The sequence below is a fragment of the Pseudomonas sp. PDM31 genome (assembly GCF_019218965.1).
Classification (GTDB): Bacteria; Pseudomonadota; Gammaproteobacteria; order Pseudomonadales; family Pseudomonadaceae; genus Aquipseudomonas.
This window is the reverse complement of sequence record NZ_JAHUWS010000020.1, coordinates 1-19,215: the sequence shown is the minus strand read 5'-3', so window position 1 is coordinate 19,215 and position 19,215 is coordinate 1. Positions and strand designations below refer to the sequence as shown.

Genomic DNA, 19,215 nt, shown 5'->3' with positions numbered 1-19,215 from the left:
ACAGTTTTCAGCCCGGCCTTGCCGCCAAGCGACAACTTCTTATAGCGCAAACCCCGGATTTTCCCGGGTTTACGGCAATGCGACATATAGGGTCGCAAAGGCGCAGTTTAACTGCCCCGGCGATTTATAGGCAGCGTCACCTGCACCCTATAAATATGTACCGCCCCCCGATCATCGGCATCGTTTTCCATTGAGGCTTATTTAAACCCTCGAGGGTCATCACCGTGCCAACTTCAGAACAGAACCTGTCAACACCAGCAACGGCCCACGCATTTCCCGGCGAACACCCCGACGAGCACTATGCGCCCCTGCAACATAGCGTGCCGCGCTGGCTTGGCGAGGCGATTCCGGTAAAACGCCAGGCATTTAGCCGCGTTCGACCAGGGATGCCCGAGCACTTCAAGCACCTGCCCGCCGCTTCGCATGCAGTTTTGAGAGCGCTCATTGCGCAGCAGTGGACCGTACAGAACAAAGTCGATCGAATACTGGAAAAACTGCAGGACGCCGCCGGTTTTGCCGAGCCCTTGCTGGTCAACGCGTTGAATGAGCGCTTCGACCTGCCGAACCTGGATGTACGTAAAACCTTCTTGCGTCTGTACATCCCTCTACAACTGGGCGCCGCCCGGATCTGGACAGTGTCGCTACTGGACGCCGCGCTGCACAATTTTGAGGAGAGTGAAACCCTTGAAGAGGCTTATGAAGCGGACTCCTCATTCATCACCAAACCCGATGAACTGGGTCATTTCCAGACAATTGCCGGCCTCAAAGAGACGGTTGGCATCGCGGGCTTTACCCGACTGTGCCGGGAGTTGGACATCGGGCGCAAATATCAGGAATACCTCGAAGATAACCTTGGCGTAACCAATCCAGTCGCCGCTGCCGTGCTGCGCCGCCACGTCGATGAAAGCCAGGCGGCGGCGTTAAAGGCTGCGCTGCTGTTCGCCCGAATGAACAGGGACGTTCAAGAGGCAAACGCGCTAATGATCGAAGGCCTGATGGATGGCCTGGAAGGCCTGCGACTGAACCGCACCTCCATGCTTTGTCACGAGCTGTCGATCCTGTCCACGCCGCTCACCGGTGTTTTGCTTTTCTCCCGACAACTAGAACAGACCCGCGACACTGCACAGATTGTGGTGTATGTCCCGGATGACCCTGAGCACCCGATCAAGCAATACCCTTCAACGAGCGATTTTGTCAGGGAGCTGGCGCGGCAACTGCGCGACCCCGATTACCAGCGCTTCTTCAGCCGGTTCATCCCGCACGAGGGCAGAGGCCACTTCTTCGGTCAACTCAATGCCAGCCTGGCTCAAATCCAGTGGCATACACCTGAGCCCGGCAGCAGCTTACCCACCTGGCGAGAGACGCCGCTTGAGGCCCCCAATCTGAACCTGGCAGCCACCCCCATCGAGGGCGACCTGCCGCAACACCTTTACCAGACCCGGCTGAACAAGATCCTCAACGATGCACGGGCCATCGCCATCCCCACCGCGCAAGTCGATCAACGGGTTCGTTGGGCATTCCTGGATTCGGTGACCAGCATCGCCAAATCGATCCTGGAGGTCGCTTCATTCGTACTCCTGCCATTCATACCTTTTTTGGGTGAGGCGATGCTCGCGTACATGGCCTGGCAGATGCTCGATGAAACCTTCGAAGGGATCATCGAATGGGCCGAGGGCCAGACGGCCGAAGCCTTTGAACACGTGATGGGCGCTGCCGAATCGCTCATCCAGCTGGGGATGTTTTTAGTGGGTGGCGCCATTGTCATCGGCGAGTTCCGCAAGGTACTTCCTCGCGAAATCGTAGCATTCATCGATCGGTTCAAACCCGTTGCAGGTCCTGGCGGAAAAACCCTTTACTGGAAGCTCGACCTGACGACCTACAAGCAGAAAATCCCACTGCCAGAGAGCTCCAGGCCCAATAGCCTGGGCTTGCATCAGCATGAAGGCAGAGACATTCTGCCCATCGAAGGCGAGCACTTCGTTGTCAGCAAAGACCCACTGTCCCAGAACCATCAGATTGAGCACCCTACCCGTGCCGATGCTTACAAGCCGATTCTGCGGGGTAATGGTGATGGCGCCTGGCACACCGAGCTGGAACATCCGATGGAGTGGGATAAAGCCACATCACTGGACCGCATCGGGCACAGGGTCGAGTCGTTTTCCCCCGCTCAACGAGAACGCATGCTAGAAATCAGCGGCAGCTCTGAAGACGCCTTGCGCAAAATGCACGTCAATCAGGAACCCTTGCCGCCGCTGCTCGCCGACACGCTCGAGCGCTTTACCATCGATGAGCAGTTGCAGCGCGTCTCTGAGCAGCTGGCCAGTGACCAGCCTGAGCAATACTTGAATGCCGACCCCGCGACCCAACTTCGAATCCTGAACGAAAGCGGACTATTGCCTGAACGCAGCAGACTGCGCCTTTGGGATGAGCAAGGGCAGTTGGCCTGGGAGTCTTCGACCCGGGACGATCTAACCCCGATCGACCTGCGACAAGACCAGTTGATCGATGGAGACCTTCTCAAGACGCTGCTTCAAACACTCAACGAAGGCAAGCTCAACCTGTCGACAAATGAAGCGTTCGGTAATCCGCTCAATGCCCTTGAAAGCCGCACCCACGCCCTTAGAAAGAAGCTGGCGCAAATCATCAGGGACAATAAATCCGAACTTTTTGACGCTCATTACAAAGCCCTTGAGCAAAGCAACGACCCCTTCGTACAAGACATCGTGCAGGCTCATCCGCAGTTACCGAAAAGCGTGGCGCAGGAACTTGTCAACAACGCCACGGGCACCGAACTGCTGCAAATCAGTGAAGGCCACCTACCCGAGAGGCTGGAACGGCTCGCGAGTTTTGCCGAGCAGGAAGTGCGCGTCACCCGCGCCTACGAAGGGCTGGATCTCGACGCTGTCGCAAATCCGGACACCGACACACTGATGCTCCGAAGCCTGGAAACACTGCCCGGCTGGTCCCGCGAGGTACGCCTGGAAATCCGCGATCAGTTTTATGAGGCCCCCGTGGCAGACAGCATCGGCCCTCAGGATGCGCCCATACAAAAAGTGCTGGTACGACAGAAGTCCGGCACCTTCGAGACGTTTGACGACCGCGGGCAGCAACTGCATGGGGCCTCGGATTTCTACACCAGTGTCTTGCAGGCCTTGCCTGACGCGGAGCGCCAGGCGCTGGGTTATCAAATCGGTCAAGGACACAAACTGCAGCGGGCCATACACGATTCCCCGCTGCAACGATCGGAGCTTCGAACGGCGATTGCGCACCCACCCATTCCGGCCCCCCCCATAGACACACTGCGCCTATTGGGCACGAACGGTTATCCCCGCCTCAGGAGCGAAGTACCCCGAACACTGGCAGAACGAGTGCGCGAGCTTTACCCCAGGCTTTCCCCACAGGAGAATCAGGCCCTGGTTCAAAGACTGCAAAGTCACCCCGCAGGCCCGCGCGCGGAACTTTCTCGTCTGCGCGACGAGTATTTCCAGTTATTGAACGACCTTCAAATCTGGGCTAACAACCCACCAGCCTTTCATCCGCAAACCAACGCAAGACTCAGCCCGCTGGAAACAGCCGCGCAAATACAGAACCGCAGACTGCTGCGCGAGCAACTGCTGCGTGGCTGGCGCAAGGAGACAGACTTGTATGACGCCGAAGCGGGCGCAGATCACGGCTACAGCATTGTATTTTCCCAGCCGATACTCGGCGATCTGCCGACCTTGAGCGCCGACTACGGTCACATCTCCATGCTGTCGCTCAATGGCAGCAGTGCGGCCCGCGGGATCGAACCTTTCCTTGGGCGTTTCCCTGGCTTGCGTCGCCTGGAAATGCGTAATTTTGTCCTGAACCGCATGCCCGAGACGATTTCGAACATGACCGGGCTGGACGAATTGATCCTGAGTGATTGTGGCATCGCCCTCACTCCCGCAGATCAGGCATCCCTTGGCCAGTTGCATGAGTTGTCGGTACTCGACCTGGAAAACAACCCGCTTGGTTTCGCCCCCGAGGTAGACGCGCTCCCCAAACTGACCTACATCGACCTTTCCAGTACCGGCATCACCAGCATTCCCCCGGGACTGCGCAATTGCCCGCGACTTCGAACCGCCATCTTCTATGACAATCAGATAAGTGAACTGCCCGCCTTTATCTTTGAACTGCCGGGCGACATCAGCGAAGGCTTTGATTGTGCGAACAATCCGCTGTCTGCCACCTCCCGCGAGCGCATCAAAATCTACTTCGGTCAAACCGGACGAGACCTTGGGGTATTCGCCGAACAGGTGGACATCAATCGAGTGAGAGACCTGTACCCAGGGCTGGATAGAGAAGAAGCGAGTGACTATATCTATCGCTTGCCTGGCACGTTGCCGGAGGGCCGGATCGTTCTGGCGCGCAAGGAGGCCGAGCTTGCCGACATGATCAGCGACCTCACCGTATGGTCGAACGACGTTCCCAACATCCATCCTGAAACCGGTACGCCCCTCACGGCCGATGAGATGTACCAGGAGCACGTCAAAAGGGATCTGTTCAAGCAAGACCTTGAACGTTGCTGGCGCCGAATACCCACAGTCAATGCGGCCGCCAGCGAGTTCGCGTTCGTGTCGACGCTGCCGATTATGGGTGATCTTCCAGTACTGACAGCCGGCTTCAGCCATGTCCCTGAACTGATGCTCACCAGCACCGGTCACATCGCCCCGCGAGCGAGCCAGTTCCTGGAGTACTTTCCCAACCTGGAGCGCCTGACCGTGCGCGGATACCAACTGGATAACATCCCCGACAGCGTGTTCAGGATGCGAAGCCTGAGCGAGCTGAGCCTGCCTGAATGCCGCATCACCCTGACCGAACAAACCCGCAATGGGTTGGCAGAAATGACGCGCCTTGAGCTGATCAACCTGAGGAATAACCCTTTGGGGCTCGCACCCGATCTGAGCAACATGACGCAGTTGTCATTGAACCTGAGCCGTTGTGGGCTCACGGAGATTCCGAGGGCATTGCTCAGTAACGATATCCGGGTAGACGCCGACTTGAGCTTTAACGCAATTACCGAGATGCCCGTCGACCTTTTGGAGGTCAATGCCGATATCGGTGCAGGATTTGACTTCAGCGGCAATCCATTCACAGCTGACAGCCTCCAGCTGATTGCCGATTATTACCGTCTAACCGGTAATGATCTCCAGATCGATGGGATAGCCAACATCCCGGTGCCGGTGAATGGCGTACCAGTCAATCCCGAATGAAACCTGATAGCACGCCTGCCCGAGACCATGGGGTTTGCCGACCCCATGGCGCTCGATCAGCTTATGGGTGAAACCTATCCGCGCTCCGGAGGCACCGACGACAACTCGAACGGGCTGCTGCTGCGGCGCTGGTTGCGATCTTCCCGCGGCGTGGCGCCGAAGAAGTTGCGATAAGCGCTGGAGAAGTGCGGCCCCGACGAGAAGCCGCAAGACAGGCCGATCTGGATGATCGACTTGCTGGTCTGCATCAACATCTGCCGGGCCTTGTTCAGGCGCAACTCCAGGTAATACTGGCTCGGCACGCGGTTGAGGTATTGCTTGAAGATGCGCTCCAGCTGCCGACGGGACACGCACACGTGCTGGGCGATTTCGTCTGTGGTCAGGGGCTCTTCGATGTTGGCTTCCATGAGCAGCACGGCTTGCGTGAGCTTGGGATGGCTGGAGCCGAGACGATTCTGCAACGGAATGCGCTGACGCTCCCCGCCCTCGCGGATGCGCTCGACCACCAACTCTTCCGACACCGCACCGGCCAGTTCCGCGCCGTGATCACGGGCCAGTACTGCCAGCAACAAATCGAGTACCGACATGCCGCCGCAAGCCGTCAGGCGATCACGATCCCAGTCGAACAGATGACTGGTGGCAATGACCTTCGGGAAACGTTCGGCGAAATCGTCCTGCCAGCGCCAGTGCACGGCCGCGCGATAACCGTCGAGCAAACCCAGTTGCGCCAACGGATAAACACCCGCGGACAAACCGCCGATCACACAACCGGCACGCACCAGTTGCTTGAGCCCACTACTGAGCGCCGGCGCCAATGCGGTGGGCGGCTCATCGGCGAGCAGGAACAGTTTCTGGAAGTTTTCGAGCTTGCCGGTCCAGGCCTCACCGGGCAATTGCCAGGCGCCTTCGACCGGTGGCTCGGCCTGCAGGAACGACAGTTCGTAGACCACGTCCGGATGCACACGCTGGGCAACACGCAAGGCCTCCTCAGCCAGCGCCAGCGTCAGAGCTTTAGTGCTGGGCCAAATCAGGAAACCAATTCGATGGGCAGTCATGGGCGGGCAATCCGAAACGAAGAACAGTGATGAAGGCATGGGCCAATGCTAGCCCGCAAATGTACGCAAATCCCGAAACCAGCAAAGATCAAATGTGGGAGCGGGCTTGCTCGCGAAAGCAGTGGTTCAGACAGCAACGATGTTGACTGATACACCGCTTTCGCGAGCAAGCCCGCTCCCACAGGGGATTGGGCCGGCATCCAGGTTGCGAAGCATGCACTATCCCGGTGCGCAACGGGAGTTCGGTTTACTTCAAGCTGCCCGAAAGGAACTGTTGCAGACGCTCCGATTGCGGGTTAACCAGCACTTCACGCGGGTTGCCGCTCTCTTCAACGACACCTTTGTGCAGGAACACCAACTGGTTCGACACTTCACGGGCAAAGCCCATTTCGTGGGTCACCACGACCATGGTCCGGCCTTCCTGAGCCAGGGCCTGCATGACTTTGAGCACGTCACCCACCAGCTCCGGGTCAAGGGCCGAGGTCGGTTCGTCGAACAGCATCACTTCCGGTTCCATCGCCAGCGCCCGGGCAATCGCCACGCGCTGTTGCTCGCCGCCGGACATGTGGCCCGGGTAAGCGTCCTTGCGATGCGCCACGCCCACCTTGTTCAGGTAGTGCTCGGCCTTCTCGCGGGCTTCGGCCTTGGACACGCCCAGTACGTGTACCGGCGCTTCCATGATGTTTTCCAGCGCGGTCATGTGCGACCACAGGTTGAAATGCTGGAACACCATCGACAGGCGCGAACGCATGCGTTGCAGCTGCTTCGGATCAGCCGCCTTCAGCGCGCCGTCCTTGTTCGCCACCAGCTTCAACTCTTCGTTGTTGAGCAGGATCTTGCCCGCGTGTGGCTGCTCCAGCAGATTGATGCAGCGCAGGAAAGTACTTTTGCCGGAGCCACTGGAGCCGATGATGCTGATCACATCGCCGGCTGCCGCTTTCAGGGACACACCCTTGAGCACTTCGTGACTGCCGTAGCGTTTATGCAGGTCTTGGACTTCAAGTTTGTACATGCGGTCGGTTCTCACAAAAACAGTCAGTCAGTCGTTGAGCAAGCGCCCGTGACGCAGCGCTTCGCGCCCCGCCACCTTGGCCAGCCAGAAACCGGGTTGGGCATAACGCAGCCGTTCAATGGCAAACAGCACCCCGGACGTACCAGCACACACCGTGCTGACCCGATCCGCCAACGGATCGATCACTTCAAAAATCTCGTCGCCGGCCTCAACCCACTCACCGGGTTTACGCAGGAAACTCACCACACCCGGGTGCGGTGCCATCAGCAATTCGGTGCCTTCGAACGGCATCGCTTCGCAAGCGTCTTGCGCAGCTTGTGGCCATTCGCCACTGATCAGACCTTGCCCGGCGAGGAACGCCAGAATGCCTTCAGCATGGGCGCAGGCCTCGGCGCGACCGGTGTCGGCCTGACCACCTAATTCAATGGTAGTCGCCAGGCACGCCAGTGGAATTTGCGCATCCGGGAACAGACGCGACAAACGCAGCCATGGCAGCGAGCAGGCTTCATCGAAGGAACTGCCGCCGGAATCTTCCGCCAGCAACCCGACCCGCACATTCAGGTGCGCAGCCAGTGAACGCCACTGCGGCCAATGCTGCGGCAAGGCATACATGTGCAGCGCCGCTTCGGCGTCGCAGTGCAGGTCCAGCACGACATCAGCGGTGCAGGCATGGCTGAGCAGGATGCGCTGCATGCCCTGCAACTGGCTGGATGCCGGTGGCAGCGCGGCCAGCACATCGCTCATGGCCTGGCGAATCAAACGAATGTTGGCGTGCGGGTCATCGCCCAGGTGTCCGTCCAGCGCAGCGGCCACTGGCGCGCTCAGCTCGACGAAGTCACGGTTGAAATTCTTGCCGCTGCCCGCCTCGAAACGCCCCTGATGATTGCCCTGGAGCAATTGACTCAAGCCCAGCGGGTTCGCCACCGGCACCAGTTCGATCACACCGTTGAGCAAGCCCTGGGTTTCGAGTTCGGCCAGGCGCTTTTTCAGCTCGAAGGCTGTGCGCATGCCCGGCAGTTCATCGGCGTGCAGGCTGGCCTGAATGTAGGCCTTGCGCTCGCCACTGCCGAAGCGAAACACCGAGATCTGGCGTTCGCTGCCCAAGTGGCTCCACGGCAACACATGATCGATGCGTTCCATATCAGTGCTTCCGCGGGGCCAGGTAGCCCAACCAGCGGCGCTCGGCCAGCTTGAACAGCTTCACCAGAATGAACGTCAGGCACAGGTAGAACACGCCGGCGGTGATGTACGCCTCAAACGGCAGGTAGTACTGGGCGTTGACCGTGCGTGCGGCACCGGTGATGTCGATCAGGGTCACGATGGACGCCAGACTGGTGGTCTGCAGCATCATGATCACTTCGTTGCTGTACTGCGGCAGCGCCCGGCGCAGGGCCGACGGCAGCAGGATGCGCTTGTACATCTTGAAACGTGACATGCCCATGGCCTTGGCCGCTTCGATCTCGCCGTTCGGCGTGGCGCGCAGGCTGCCGGCAATGATTTCGGCGGTGTAGGCGCTGGTGTTGACGGCAAACGCCAGGCACGCACAGAAGGTCGCGCTGGACAGCCACGGCCAGAGGAAGCTCTCACGCACCGCTTCGAACTGTGCCAGACCGTAGTAGATCAGGAACAGTTGCACCAGCATCGGCGTGCCGCGGATCACGTAGGTGTAGAGCCAGGCCGACATATTGACGACCGGGTTCTTCGAAACGCGCATCAGGCCCAGGGGCAACGCACACAGCAGGCCGAAGAACAGCGACAGCCCGAGCAGTTTGAGGGTGGTCAGCAGGCCGCCGAGGTACAGCGGCATGGCCTCCCAAATGACGTTGTAGTCGAAGATCATAGATCAGCCGCCCTTACGCCTACCGAGTAGCGCTTCTCAAGGTGACGCAATGCCAGCAACGACACACTGGTGATCACCAGGTACATCGCCGCCACCGCGAGGAAGAAGGTGAAAGGCTCGCGGGTGGCATCGGCCGCCTGCTTGGCCTTGAACATCATGTCTTGCAGACCCACCACCGAAATCAGCGCGGTAGCCTTGGTCAGAACCAGCCAGTTGTTGGTAAAGCCCGGGATCGCCAGACGAATCATCTGCGGCACCAGTACCCGAAAGAACACCTGGAAACTGCTCATGCCGTACGCCATGCCGGCTTCCGCCTGCCCCTTGGGGATCGCCATGAAGGCGCCACGGAAGGTTTCCGACAGGTACGCACCGAAGATGAAGCCCAGGGTGCCGATACCGGCGGCCAATGGGTTCAGGTCGATGTAGTCGTCAAAACCGAGCAGCGGTGCGACGCGGTTGAGCAGGTCCTGGCCACCGTAGAAAATCAGCAGGATCAGCACCAGGTCGGGAATGCCGCGGATTACCGTGGAATACAGGTCGCCCAGCCAGGCCAGCCAGCGCACCGGCGACAGACGCAGCGCCACGCCGATCAGACCCAGAACAATGGCCAGGGCCATGGACGACAAGGCGAGCTGAAGCGTCAGCCAAGCGCCATCGAGGATGACAGCCCCGTAGCCTTTCAACATGATTCAGGTCCTCGGAAGTTGGGATGAAAAAATGGCGCAAACCGCAGAGATTCTGTTGCTTGCGCCATTTCGGACTTGTCGCCTGGACGGGTTACTTGCCGTAGATGTCGAAAGCGAAGTACTTGTCCTGGATTTGCTTGTACTTACCGTTCTCGCGAATGGCAGTAATGGCGGCGTTGAGCTTGTCCAGCTCGGCCTTGTCGCCCTTGCGCACGGCGATGCCTACGCCGTCACCGAAGTATTTGACGTCGGTGAACGCCGGGCCGACGAACGCAAAGCCTTTGCCAGCGTCGGTTTTCAGGAAGCCGTCTTCCAGCAGCGTAGCGTCTGCCACGGTGCCGTCGAGGCGGCCGGCAGCCACGTCGAGGTAAATTTCGTTCTGCGAACCGTATGGCTTGATCTCGGCACCCAGCGGGGCCAGGACTTCACGGGCGAAACGCTCGTGGATCGAACCACGTTGCACGCCGATGTTCTTGCCCTTGAGCTCGGTCAGGCCTTCGCTGACCTGAACGCCCTGCTTCATGACCAGGCGGGCCGGGGTGTTGTAGTACTTGTTGGTGAAGTCCACGGACTTCTTGCGGTCTTCAGTGATCGACATCGACGACAGGATGGCGTCGATCTTGCGCACCTTGAGCGCCGGGATCAGACCGTCGAACTCTTGCTCGACCCAAACGCACTTGACCTTCATCTCTTCGCACAGGGCGTTGCCGATGTCGTAGTCGAAACCAACGATGCTGCCGTCCGGCGCTTTGGAAGCGAACGGAGGGTAAGCCGCCTCGATACCAATTTTCAGAGGCTTTTCATCGGCGAAGGTTGGCAGGGACAGCACGGAGGACAGTGCCAGGGCGCCAAGCAGCACGAGTTTCTTCATCTTGGGACTCCATCGGTATAGGGCTGAAACGGCAGAGTGAGCGTTAGCCCAATATGCGAATGAGTAGAACCGAAAAGCAATGCTGCGTCCCGGGATACGAGCGTTGAATTCAACACCGGCAACGACGAGCGAGTGATCGGCATTCTAACGACAGGCCCGAGGCCGATATTTCTTCAATGCGACAACTAGTTACAGAAGCACCGAGAATGCCGTCAGGCGCGTTGACAGCCCCTGCAAAATCATGCAAGAGCAAAAGGGAGTGAACCAATCAACATTGCAAATTGCGGGCCTATTATTGGCAAAGCCTTCTAATCCGGCAAGCGTAGCGTGGGATCTTATTTATTATCCGTGGTTGTGATGCCCTGGATCAGGGCTAAGCGTTTCCCAATGCCCCGGATCGGCGCGATGCGGTTACACATTCAGTAACCTGAGCAATCGCGGGGTAACAGTAGGAATAGCCCTACGTACAAAGCCGATAATTATTGGCTACTGTTTAAGTGGTGTCTGACCGAATGCTATCGTCGGCAAGCCCGCCCCACAGTTTCATACAGCTGGACAGAGATCATCCGCACACCACCCCCCCCCTGTGGGAGCGGGCTTGCCCGCGAAGAGGCCGGCACAACCAACACACAATCCCCAGACATTAAAAAGCCCCGCCAGGCGCAATGCCGGGCAGGGCTCTGAGCGACTCAGACGCGACGCTTACGCCACATTCATCGTCTTGTGCGTATCAATCAAATGCTGCACCACACCCGGATCGGCCAAGGTGGAGATATCTCCCAATCCGTCGTACTCAGCAGTAGCAATCTTGCGCAGAATCCGCCGCATGATTTTCCCCGAACGAGTCTTCGGCAGCCCCGGCGCCCACTGAATCACATCCGGTGAAGCAATCGGACCGATCTCCTTGCGCACCCAGTTTTTCAATTCCAGGCGCAATTGCTCGTTCGGCTCTTCGCCGTTTTTAAGGGTGACATACACATAGATGCCCTGCCCCTTGATGTCATGCGGCACGCCCACCACCGCTGCCTCGGCAACTTTCGGGTGAGCGACCATCGCGCTTTCGATCTCGGCGGTACCCATGCGGTGGCCAGACACGTTGAGCACGTCGTCCACGCGACCGGTGATCCAGTAGTAACCATCGGCATCGCGACGAGCACCGTCACCAGTGAAGTACATGCCACGGAACGTCTTGAAGTAAGTATCGACGAAGCGGTCGTGATCGCCATACAGCGTACGTGCCTGGCCTGGCCACGAATCCAGAATCACCAGGTTGCCCTCGGCCACGCCCTCGATGATGTTGCCCAGGTTGTCCACCAGCGCCGGCACCACGCCGAAGAACGGACGCGCCGCAGAACCCGGTTTCAGACCATGAGCACCCGGCAGCGGGCTCATCAGGGTCGCGCCGGTTTCGGTCTGCCACCAGGTGTCGACGATCGGGCAACGGGATTTGCCGACGTTCTTGTAGTACCAGTCCCAGGCTTCCGGGTTGATCGGCTCGCCCACCGAACCCAGCAGGCGCAGGCTGCTGCCATCGGCACCTTCCACAGCGGCAGTGCCCGAAGCCATCATCGCGCGGATCGCGGTCGGCGCGGTGTAGAGAATATTGACCTTGTGTTTGTCGACGATCTTCGCCACCCGGGTGATGTCCGGATAGTTCGGCACGCCTTCGAACAGCAGCGTGGTCGCGCCATTGGCCAGCGGGCCATAGACAATGTAGGTGTGGCCGGTGACCCAACCGACGTCAGCGGTGCACCAGTAGACTTCACCCGGACGGTAGTCGAACACACGCTCGTGGGTCATGGCCGCATACAGCAGGTAACCGCCAGTGGTGTGCTGCACGCCCTTGGGCTTGCCGGTGGAACCGGAGGTGTAAAGGATGAACAGCGCTTCTTCGGCGCCCATCTCTTTCGGCGCACAAACGGTGCCCGCCACTTTCATCAGGTCTTCGTACCAGATGTCGCGATGCTGGTTCCACTTGATGTCGCCACCGGTGCGCTGGCACACGATGACCTTCTGGATGCTGCTGGTTTCCGGGTTGGTCAGCGCGTCGTCGACGTTGGCCTTGAGCGGGATCTTCTTGCCGGCACGAATGCCTTCGTCGGCAGTGATCACCACTTTCGAGCGGCAGTCGATGATGCGACCGGCCAGGGCTTCCGGCGAGAAACCACCGAACACCACCGAGTGAATCGCGCCGATCCGGGTACAGGCCAGCATGGCGACCACGGCTTCAGGGATCATCGGCATGTAGATAGTCACCACGTCGCCACGGTGCACATCCTGGCCGCGCAGGGCGTTGGCGAACTTGCAGACTTGTTCGTGCAGCTCGCGGTAAGTGATGTTGCGGCTCTCGGAAGGGTCATCGCCTTCCCAGATGATAGCGATCTGGTCACCGCGCTCGGCCAGGTGACGGTCGAGGCAGTTGTAGGAAACGTTCAGGGTGCCATCGGCAAACCATTTGATATCGACATGGTGATCGTCGAAGGAAGTCTGCTTCACCGTGGTGAAAGGCTTGATCCAGTCGAGGCGTTTAGCTTGCTCGCGCCAGAAGCCGTCCGGGTTGACGACGGACTGCTGGTACATGGCCTTGTAGGTCGCCTCGTCGGTCAGCGTATTGGCCAGAACCTCGGGACGAACGGGATACAGGGAAGCCGCACTCATCTTTCTTACCTCGGTGGAATAGTTGTTTTTGTATGACCCAGTTGTAGTCGCGCCGGCCCCATAGAACCATTCGACGATGGTAGTAACAAGGCCCTACAAAATGTCCTGAATAGTTACCCAGCCAGCCAAACCGAGCATTTCCTGTCGCCCCCCAACGAAGGGGATGCCTCCAAAACCCTGTGGGAGCTGGCTTGCCAGCGATGGCGGCCTACCTGACGCACAGCGCCACCAATATCAACAGCAAACCGGCCCCTCGCAGTCGTACCCAATTGGATTCCAGGGATTGTTACGAAATCTGTCAAAAGTGTTTATCAAAAGCCCACCTATATGAATGCACCCCCCAGCCCTAAAATCCATCCCCGCCAAACCGGCAAACCGAGTTAACCAAGTTACAGCCCCCACGAAGGCAGTTAACCCAAACCCAAGTAATCAGATCCGCACGCAACCCCAAAAAGGTTGCGTGACCCCATTCGACCCAAGAAAGGTAACAGCAGATGAAAGCTTTATTAGTTCTGGCCCTGGGCAGCCTGTGCTTGAACGCCATGGCCGACGAAGCCCCGACCGATGTCGCACAGCAACAACCGGTCATCGAGGAATATACTTACTCCACCAACCTGGACATCGCCAAAGTAATCTCCATGAGCGAAACCCCAAACGTGTGTGAAGTGGTGCCGATGAAAATGGAATACGAAGACTCACAAGGTCAACGGCATATCCTGCGTTACAGCATGATGGGTAATGGCTGCTCCAATGGCTGAGCAACAACGCCCGCGCTCTAAATCGAGGCGATTTCGCAGCCCGGCTTCCCGTCGGGCTCGGTTGTGTCTGGATACATCGAAAAGCTCGCAAAAACACAAGATGTAGTGAAAAACCCGGTTTTTGGTTGTTTTTTGAGCAAAAACCAATAAGCGCCCTTTTCCCCGAAAAAAAATCTATGGCCCCCAAAGCCCTGTAAACCCTCGCTCCGACCGAAAAACCCGTCCTCTCGACCGATCTGTAGGCCGATTCGCCGCACCACGACGGCAAAAATTTCCCTATAATGCCGCCCTAACGGGCCTGCAATATCCCCTTACAGGGATCAATAGCCAGTCTGAAGCCCACGCAGAGATCTTTACCGATTTCCGCGCCCGTCAGAGGCTCTCGGAACCCCGTACAAAATTCTGTTTTATTGCCTGCGTTAGCTGCCGCAAGAAACGATTTCCTTTAGATCCAACGCGGCCAGTACGGCCGTGTGAAAAACCAACCAACCATTTTCACACGGGCACTCTGGCCCTCACGCAGGAGACGACACGTCATGCTGAGCTGGGACGAATTCGACAAAGAAGACACGGAAGTAGCGGTCAAGAGCGCCAACGCTGGCCACGCCACCGAAGCCAACATGGACCGTCTCGACAGCGCCGGCGGTGCCGCCGCCCTCGAAGCACGCGCCGTGACCGCCGCTGACTCCGCCGCAGTAGCCCGCGCCAAGGCTGCTCTGGATTCTCTCGACGTCGCCGAAGGCCTCGCCGAACTCGAAGGCGCCTCCGCCCGTGTCGCCGTTGACGAAAAGCGCATGATCAACTGCCGCGCCGACCTCAACCAACTCGTACCCTTCAAGTACGACTGGGCCTGGCAGAAGTACCTGGACGGCTGCGCAAACCACTGGATGCCGCAAGAAGTCAACATGACCGCCGACATCGCCCTCTGGAAAAACCCGGAAGACCTGACCGACGACGAGCGCCGCATCGTCATGCGCAACCTCGGCTTCTTCTCCACCGCCGACTCCCTGGTCGCCAACAACCTGGTCCTGGCCGTCTACCGCCTGATCACCAACCCGGAATGCCGCCAGTACATCCTGCGCCAGGCTTTCGAAGAGGCGATCCACACCCACGCCTACCAGTACTGCATCGAATCGCTGGCCATGGATGAAGGCGAAATCTTCAACATGTACCACGAGATCCCATCGGTCGCGAAAAAAGCCACCTGGGGCCTCAAATACACCCGCTCCATCTCCGATCCGAAGTTCGAAACCGGCACCGTCGAAACCGACAAAGAACTGCTGCGCAACCTGATCGCCTACTACTGCGTTCTGGAAGGCATCTTCTTCTACTGCGGCTTCACCCAGATCCTCTCCATGGGCCGCCGCAACAAAATGACCGGCGTCGCCGAGCAGTTCCAGTACATCCTGCGCGACGAATCCATGCACCTGAACTTCGGCATCGACGTGATCAACCAGATCAAAATCGAAAACCCGCATTTGTGGGATGCTGAAATGAAGGAAGAAGCTTCGCAGATGATTCTGCAGGGCACTCAGCTGGAAATCGAATACGCTCGCGACACCATGCCTCGTGGGGTGTTGGGGATGAATGCGGCGATGATGGAAGACTATCTGAAGTTCATCGCTAACCGTCGCCTGTCGCAGATTGGTCTGAAGGAAGAGTATCCGGGGACTACGAACCCGTTCCCTTGGATGAGCGAGATTATGGACTTGAAGAAAGAGAAGAATTTCTTTGAGACGCGGGTTATTGAGTATCAGACTGGTGGGGCTTTGAGCTGGGATTGATCCCAGAGTTAGCTCAGAATCACTAAACCATGAAACCTTCTCACGAAGAGTGAAACGGATGCACTAAAAAAGGGCTGCCAACTGGCAGCCCTTTTTTGTTTTTCTGCGGCGAAAACGTGAGCCTTCACGTAGCTGATTCGGAAAGCATCCTGGCGCCTATAGCTCTCATGTTGGTGAAACAGAGATCAAGGTAGGGGCGCCGGCCCGCTGGCGTGCGGATGTCACGCTCCAAATCGCCCAGCGCACTATCCAGATAATGTTGGGAGGAAGAGGTACCGCAGTCATACACCCAGTTGAATTGGCTGCTAGCGGTTCCGTTGAGCATCACAAAGCTCCCCGCACTGAACAACCCTTGACCTACGCCGTGGAACCCATAATGAACTTGCAGACCCCATTTCATACTGTGTGGAATTCCTTTTGCTTTACTGAAAGTAGCTAAATGGGGTATTGAACTGCCTTTCGCCGAATATGGCTATAGCAAAAGGCCACCAAAAAGGGCGTAACCAAATCAGCATCATGATCCAGCGCCAGATATTCACACACTGGCGCTGCCGAGCTAAGTTCACAATCTCCTCGACTCACCCAATCGTGACTCCCTCTCTTTCGAATCGAACTCTCCACCAGCGCACGAGCGGTTTGCGGTAAGCGCTCGATAACCCAAGGGCAGCGTGCCCGGCCGCAAGAATAGCGGCGCTGTTGCGAGCATAAATACCGATTGGAGCCTCCAACCCATCAAGATTCAAATGTCGACGGCGTTTCGCGAAGATGGCACAGTGACACACGCCAAAAAAACTCAGGTGGTGCAGCTGGAGACGTCGTCGAGGGTCTGCGCTGCGCTGCATGCTTTTGAATCTTCAGCATAAGGATTTGCGTCAATGACCGCGTTCACTCCTGCTGTAAATCCCATAAAAGCCTGGCTCAGCGAATTTTTGCTCACCCGCGAGCTATTCAAAGGACCTAACGGAAAACCTCTGTATAGCTACCAACTGTCCGAATACGAGTACGCATCCTTACGCGATTTACTTCAAAAGTACCTTCGCCTAGCGTCCAGCCCAGTTCAGGTCATACACCTGGGAGCATGTTTTTGTTTATTCGTCAGTGAGCAGTACCGTAGAAATTACAACAGCTCATGGTCCTGGTCAGGCGCTGAGAGCGAGTTAGCCGTCTCACTTTCACACAGCCAGCATGCAACCTTGACCAGTAAAGGACTGGAATACTGGAAACGCCCTATTCGGTACCGTGAAAACGGTAGGGATTGGCTAGGGTCCCTTTTCGCAGAAGGTGGGTTACCTTGGCCCCTGGTTCAAAAGGAATCACATGGCTTTGGCAAAGCCGTCAATCGAGGCATTAATCTCTTCAGTGCAGGGAGCAGCCACCGAACAACTGCTGACCTAATAGCAGCGCACGAAGATGAATTGCCAATTTCCTTTCGAAATCTAGAAACCAGGCAGCTGCTTGCCGGCATTGTTGAACAGTTGATGCATCTCGCGGGGCAATATTCGCTTAAGGATCAGAAAGACCCTGCTGCCTACCTGGATAAAGTCGCTCCTGAGTGGACAGAAGCCTTTCCAATCCCTCTCGATGAAACTAACGCTAGAGGCCTGATTAATGATTGGCTACATGATGCTGGCAAGCAGCGGCTCGATAGAAAAGAGGCACTAATTCAAGCCAGAGCATTCACCTGTGAGCATTTTCTATTAGGCACACTGCCGGACTGGAAGATTAGGACAGAGCTGGCCTTGCCAAAGGAACACTCATTTGACATTGATGCCCAGCAGTTGGGTAGCACTCGGCTCGATCAAGCCTATTACGAAGGTGAGCACATATTAGCTCGTGGGCCTGCGGTGTATGCCCAGCTGAACGAGTCGCGTCTGACGATCCGCTTCTCCAATCCCTCAATATCAATAGAACGTCGCCGGCTAGGCGAACCTGTCACGCTGCGCTTACTCGACAATGGACGAGTTGTTCAATGTTACCAATTCGACGGCAGCGAGTTGGATTACGAAGAAACGCCGTTAGTTTTTGAGCAGCGGGCTGATTGCTGGCAATTGGTCGGAACATCTTCTTGCGGTGTCGCTGGTGAGTCCGCACGTATTCGCATTCCGACCAAATTTAGTTTTTCGTCAGACGGCCTCGCACCATCGCTGCTGACTACCGACAAAGAGAGCGGCCAGTGGCTAGATCTACGGGCAGATGTATCGCTCCAAAATGGCCCTGACCTCTATCGAATCGAATTAAATCAAAATCAAAACGAACACCGAAAGCCCGCTCTGGCCGGTGTTCAGGGGCTCTATGACAGTAACCCAGGTGTTGTATATTTGGGTTGGCCACGACTGGAGTTGCCCGAAAACTATGAGTTTGGTCTGGGCGATATTCTAGAATTTGCCAATGGGCAACCCCTGGACACTCCTCGCCGTACCGGGCCCTTCGGTGTCGTTCGTTACACCTTGAAAAACCGCAAGGGAAAAACGCTTTTAACTCGCCGCTTTGCCGTCCTACCCAAAGAATTCAGTACCTCGTTGCTTCCCGCAACCACCGAAAAACCTGCTCGATTGCAGGTCAAAGGTGCGCTCCAGCTTGACTTAAAAATCGACAGCTCGCTGCTAATGGCCAAGCGATTGGAGTCTGAACACTCCGCAACCACTTTCTGCCTTATTCATCGAACCGATACACCTCCTGCTGGTTTTACGCTGGAGATCGACCAGAAAAGCAGCAATCAGCCACTACGACTTCGCCTCCCGTACCCGTATCAAGGAGCCCGGCTTATTGGTCCAGACGACCGGCCCTCGCGAGCACACGAACTTACGTTACCTGAGCTTATAGGTCATCGCATCGCATTGACCTCAGGGCAACCTCAAGGGCAAAGTTTCTACATGCAACTGGAACTGGTGAGCGAGGCGCTGCCACATCCAAAACGGCACTATGAGATCAAAGTAGGTTCATCGCCCACGCTGCTAAATTTGTTTAGCTACCAAAATGACATGCTTCAAATGCTGGGAGCTATCGACGAACAAGATGCGTTTATTAAGCTCACCTTAGAAACCGAACAGCGCGCGCTCAGCCTGAATATCAGACGGTACAACGGCCGCTTGCAATGGGAAAGTCGAGACACATTCACGATCTGCGAAATAAGTAACGCGACAATTTTGAATGACACCGAAGTTGAAGCAATGTTGCTTTCTGATCCTAAACTGTTGGCGCTGATTGAAAACTGACCCACCCTGCCGATTGAAAATTGACCCAGGGCCGTTTGCTGATTTTTGCATCAGCAACTGTGGATAAGCTTAGCAGCAGTGTCCTGCTGACATAGGCACTAA

Annotated in this window: 11 protein-coding genes; 4 read left to right on the top strand and 7 right to left on the bottom strand. The window is 57.2% G+C overall.

The annotated features are described in order from the left end of the window. The first annotated feature begins 224 nt into the window (after window positions 1-224). Window positions 225-5,234, top strand: a complete 5,010-nt coding sequence (locus KW839_RS26765) for a dermonecrotic toxin domain-containing protein (protein WP_371318122.1) — start codon at window positions 225-227, stop codon at window positions 5,232-5,234. A gap of 74 nt (window positions 5,235-5,308) precedes the next feature. Here KW839_RS26765 and argR read toward each other — a convergent pair whose 3' ends face one another. From argR to acs, 7 genes are all read right to left on the bottom strand, one after another. Beyond that, window positions 5,309-6,289, bottom strand: a complete 981-nt coding sequence (gene argR, locus KW839_RS26760) for a transcriptional regulator ArgR (RefSeq protein ID WP_060539732.1) — start codon at window positions 6,287-6,289, stop codon at window positions 5,309-5,311. 247 nt (window positions 6,290-6,536) lie between these two features. Then, window positions 6,537-7,301 carry an ABC transporter ATP-binding protein gene (locus KW839_RS26755; RefSeq protein ID WP_007971015.1) on the bottom strand — a complete coding sequence of 255 codons (765 nt, stop codon included), beginning with the start codon at window positions 7,299-7,301 and terminating at the stop codon, window positions 6,537-6,539. Window positions 7,302-7,328: 27 nt separating this feature from the next. Beyond that, window positions 7,329-8,441 (bottom strand): M14 family metallopeptidase, encoded by a 1,113-nt coding sequence (locus KW839_RS26750; RefSeq protein ID WP_218425980.1) that lies wholly within the window; start codon window positions 8,439-8,441, stop codon window positions 7,329-7,331. A 1-nt stretch (window position 8,442) separates the two neighbouring features. Then, window positions 8,443-9,141 carry an ABC transporter permease gene (locus tag KW839_RS26745; RefSeq protein ID WP_060539730.1) on the bottom strand — a complete coding sequence of 233 codons (699 nt, stop codon included), beginning with the start codon at window positions 9,139-9,141 and terminating at the stop codon, window positions 8,443-8,445. Beyond that, window positions 9,138-9,827 (bottom strand): ABC transporter permease, encoded by a 690-nt coding sequence (locus KW839_RS26740; protein ID WP_034151464.1) that lies wholly within the window; start codon window positions 9,825-9,827, stop codon window positions 9,138-9,140. Before KW839_RS26740 ends, KW839_RS26745 begins: the two co-directional genes overlap by 4 nt. A gap of 91 nt (window positions 9,828-9,918) precedes the next feature. Next, a complete protein-coding gene (locus tag KW839_RS26735) occupies window positions 9,919-10,698 on the bottom strand; it encodes an ABC transporter substrate-binding protein (protein WP_060539729.1) in 780 nt (259 codons plus the stop codon). 702 nt (window positions 10,699-11,400) lie between these two features. Next, window positions 11,401-13,356 carry an acetate--CoA ligase gene (gene acs / locus KW839_RS26730; protein WP_060539728.1) on the bottom strand — a complete coding sequence of 652 codons (1,956 nt, stop codon included), beginning with the start codon at window positions 13,354-13,356 and terminating at the stop codon, window positions 11,401-11,403. A 494-nt stretch (window positions 13,357-13,850) separates the two neighbouring features. Between acs and KW839_RS26725 the strand changes: the two genes are divergently transcribed. The 3 genes from KW839_RS26725 (at window position 13,851) to KW839_RS26715 (ending at window position 19,113) form a co-directional block, all read left to right on the top strand. Then, window positions 13,851-14,114, top strand: coding sequence for a DUF2790 domain-containing protein (locus tag KW839_RS26725; RefSeq protein WP_218425979.1), 264 nt, complete (start codon window positions 13,851-13,853; stop codon window positions 14,112-14,114). Window positions 14,115-14,650: 536 nt separating this feature from the next. Beyond that, window positions 14,651-15,898, top strand: coding sequence for a ribonucleotide-diphosphate reductase subunit beta (locus tag KW839_RS26720; protein ID WP_218425978.1), 1,248 nt, complete (start codon window positions 14,651-14,653; stop codon window positions 15,896-15,898). An 875-nt stretch (window positions 15,899-16,773) separates the two neighbouring features. Next, window positions 16,774-19,113, top strand: coding sequence for an STY4851/ECs_5259 family protein (locus tag KW839_RS26715; RefSeq protein WP_218425977.1), 2,340 nt, complete (start codon window positions 16,774-16,776; stop codon window positions 19,111-19,113). The last annotated feature ends 102 nt before the right edge of the window (window positions 19,114-19,215 follow it).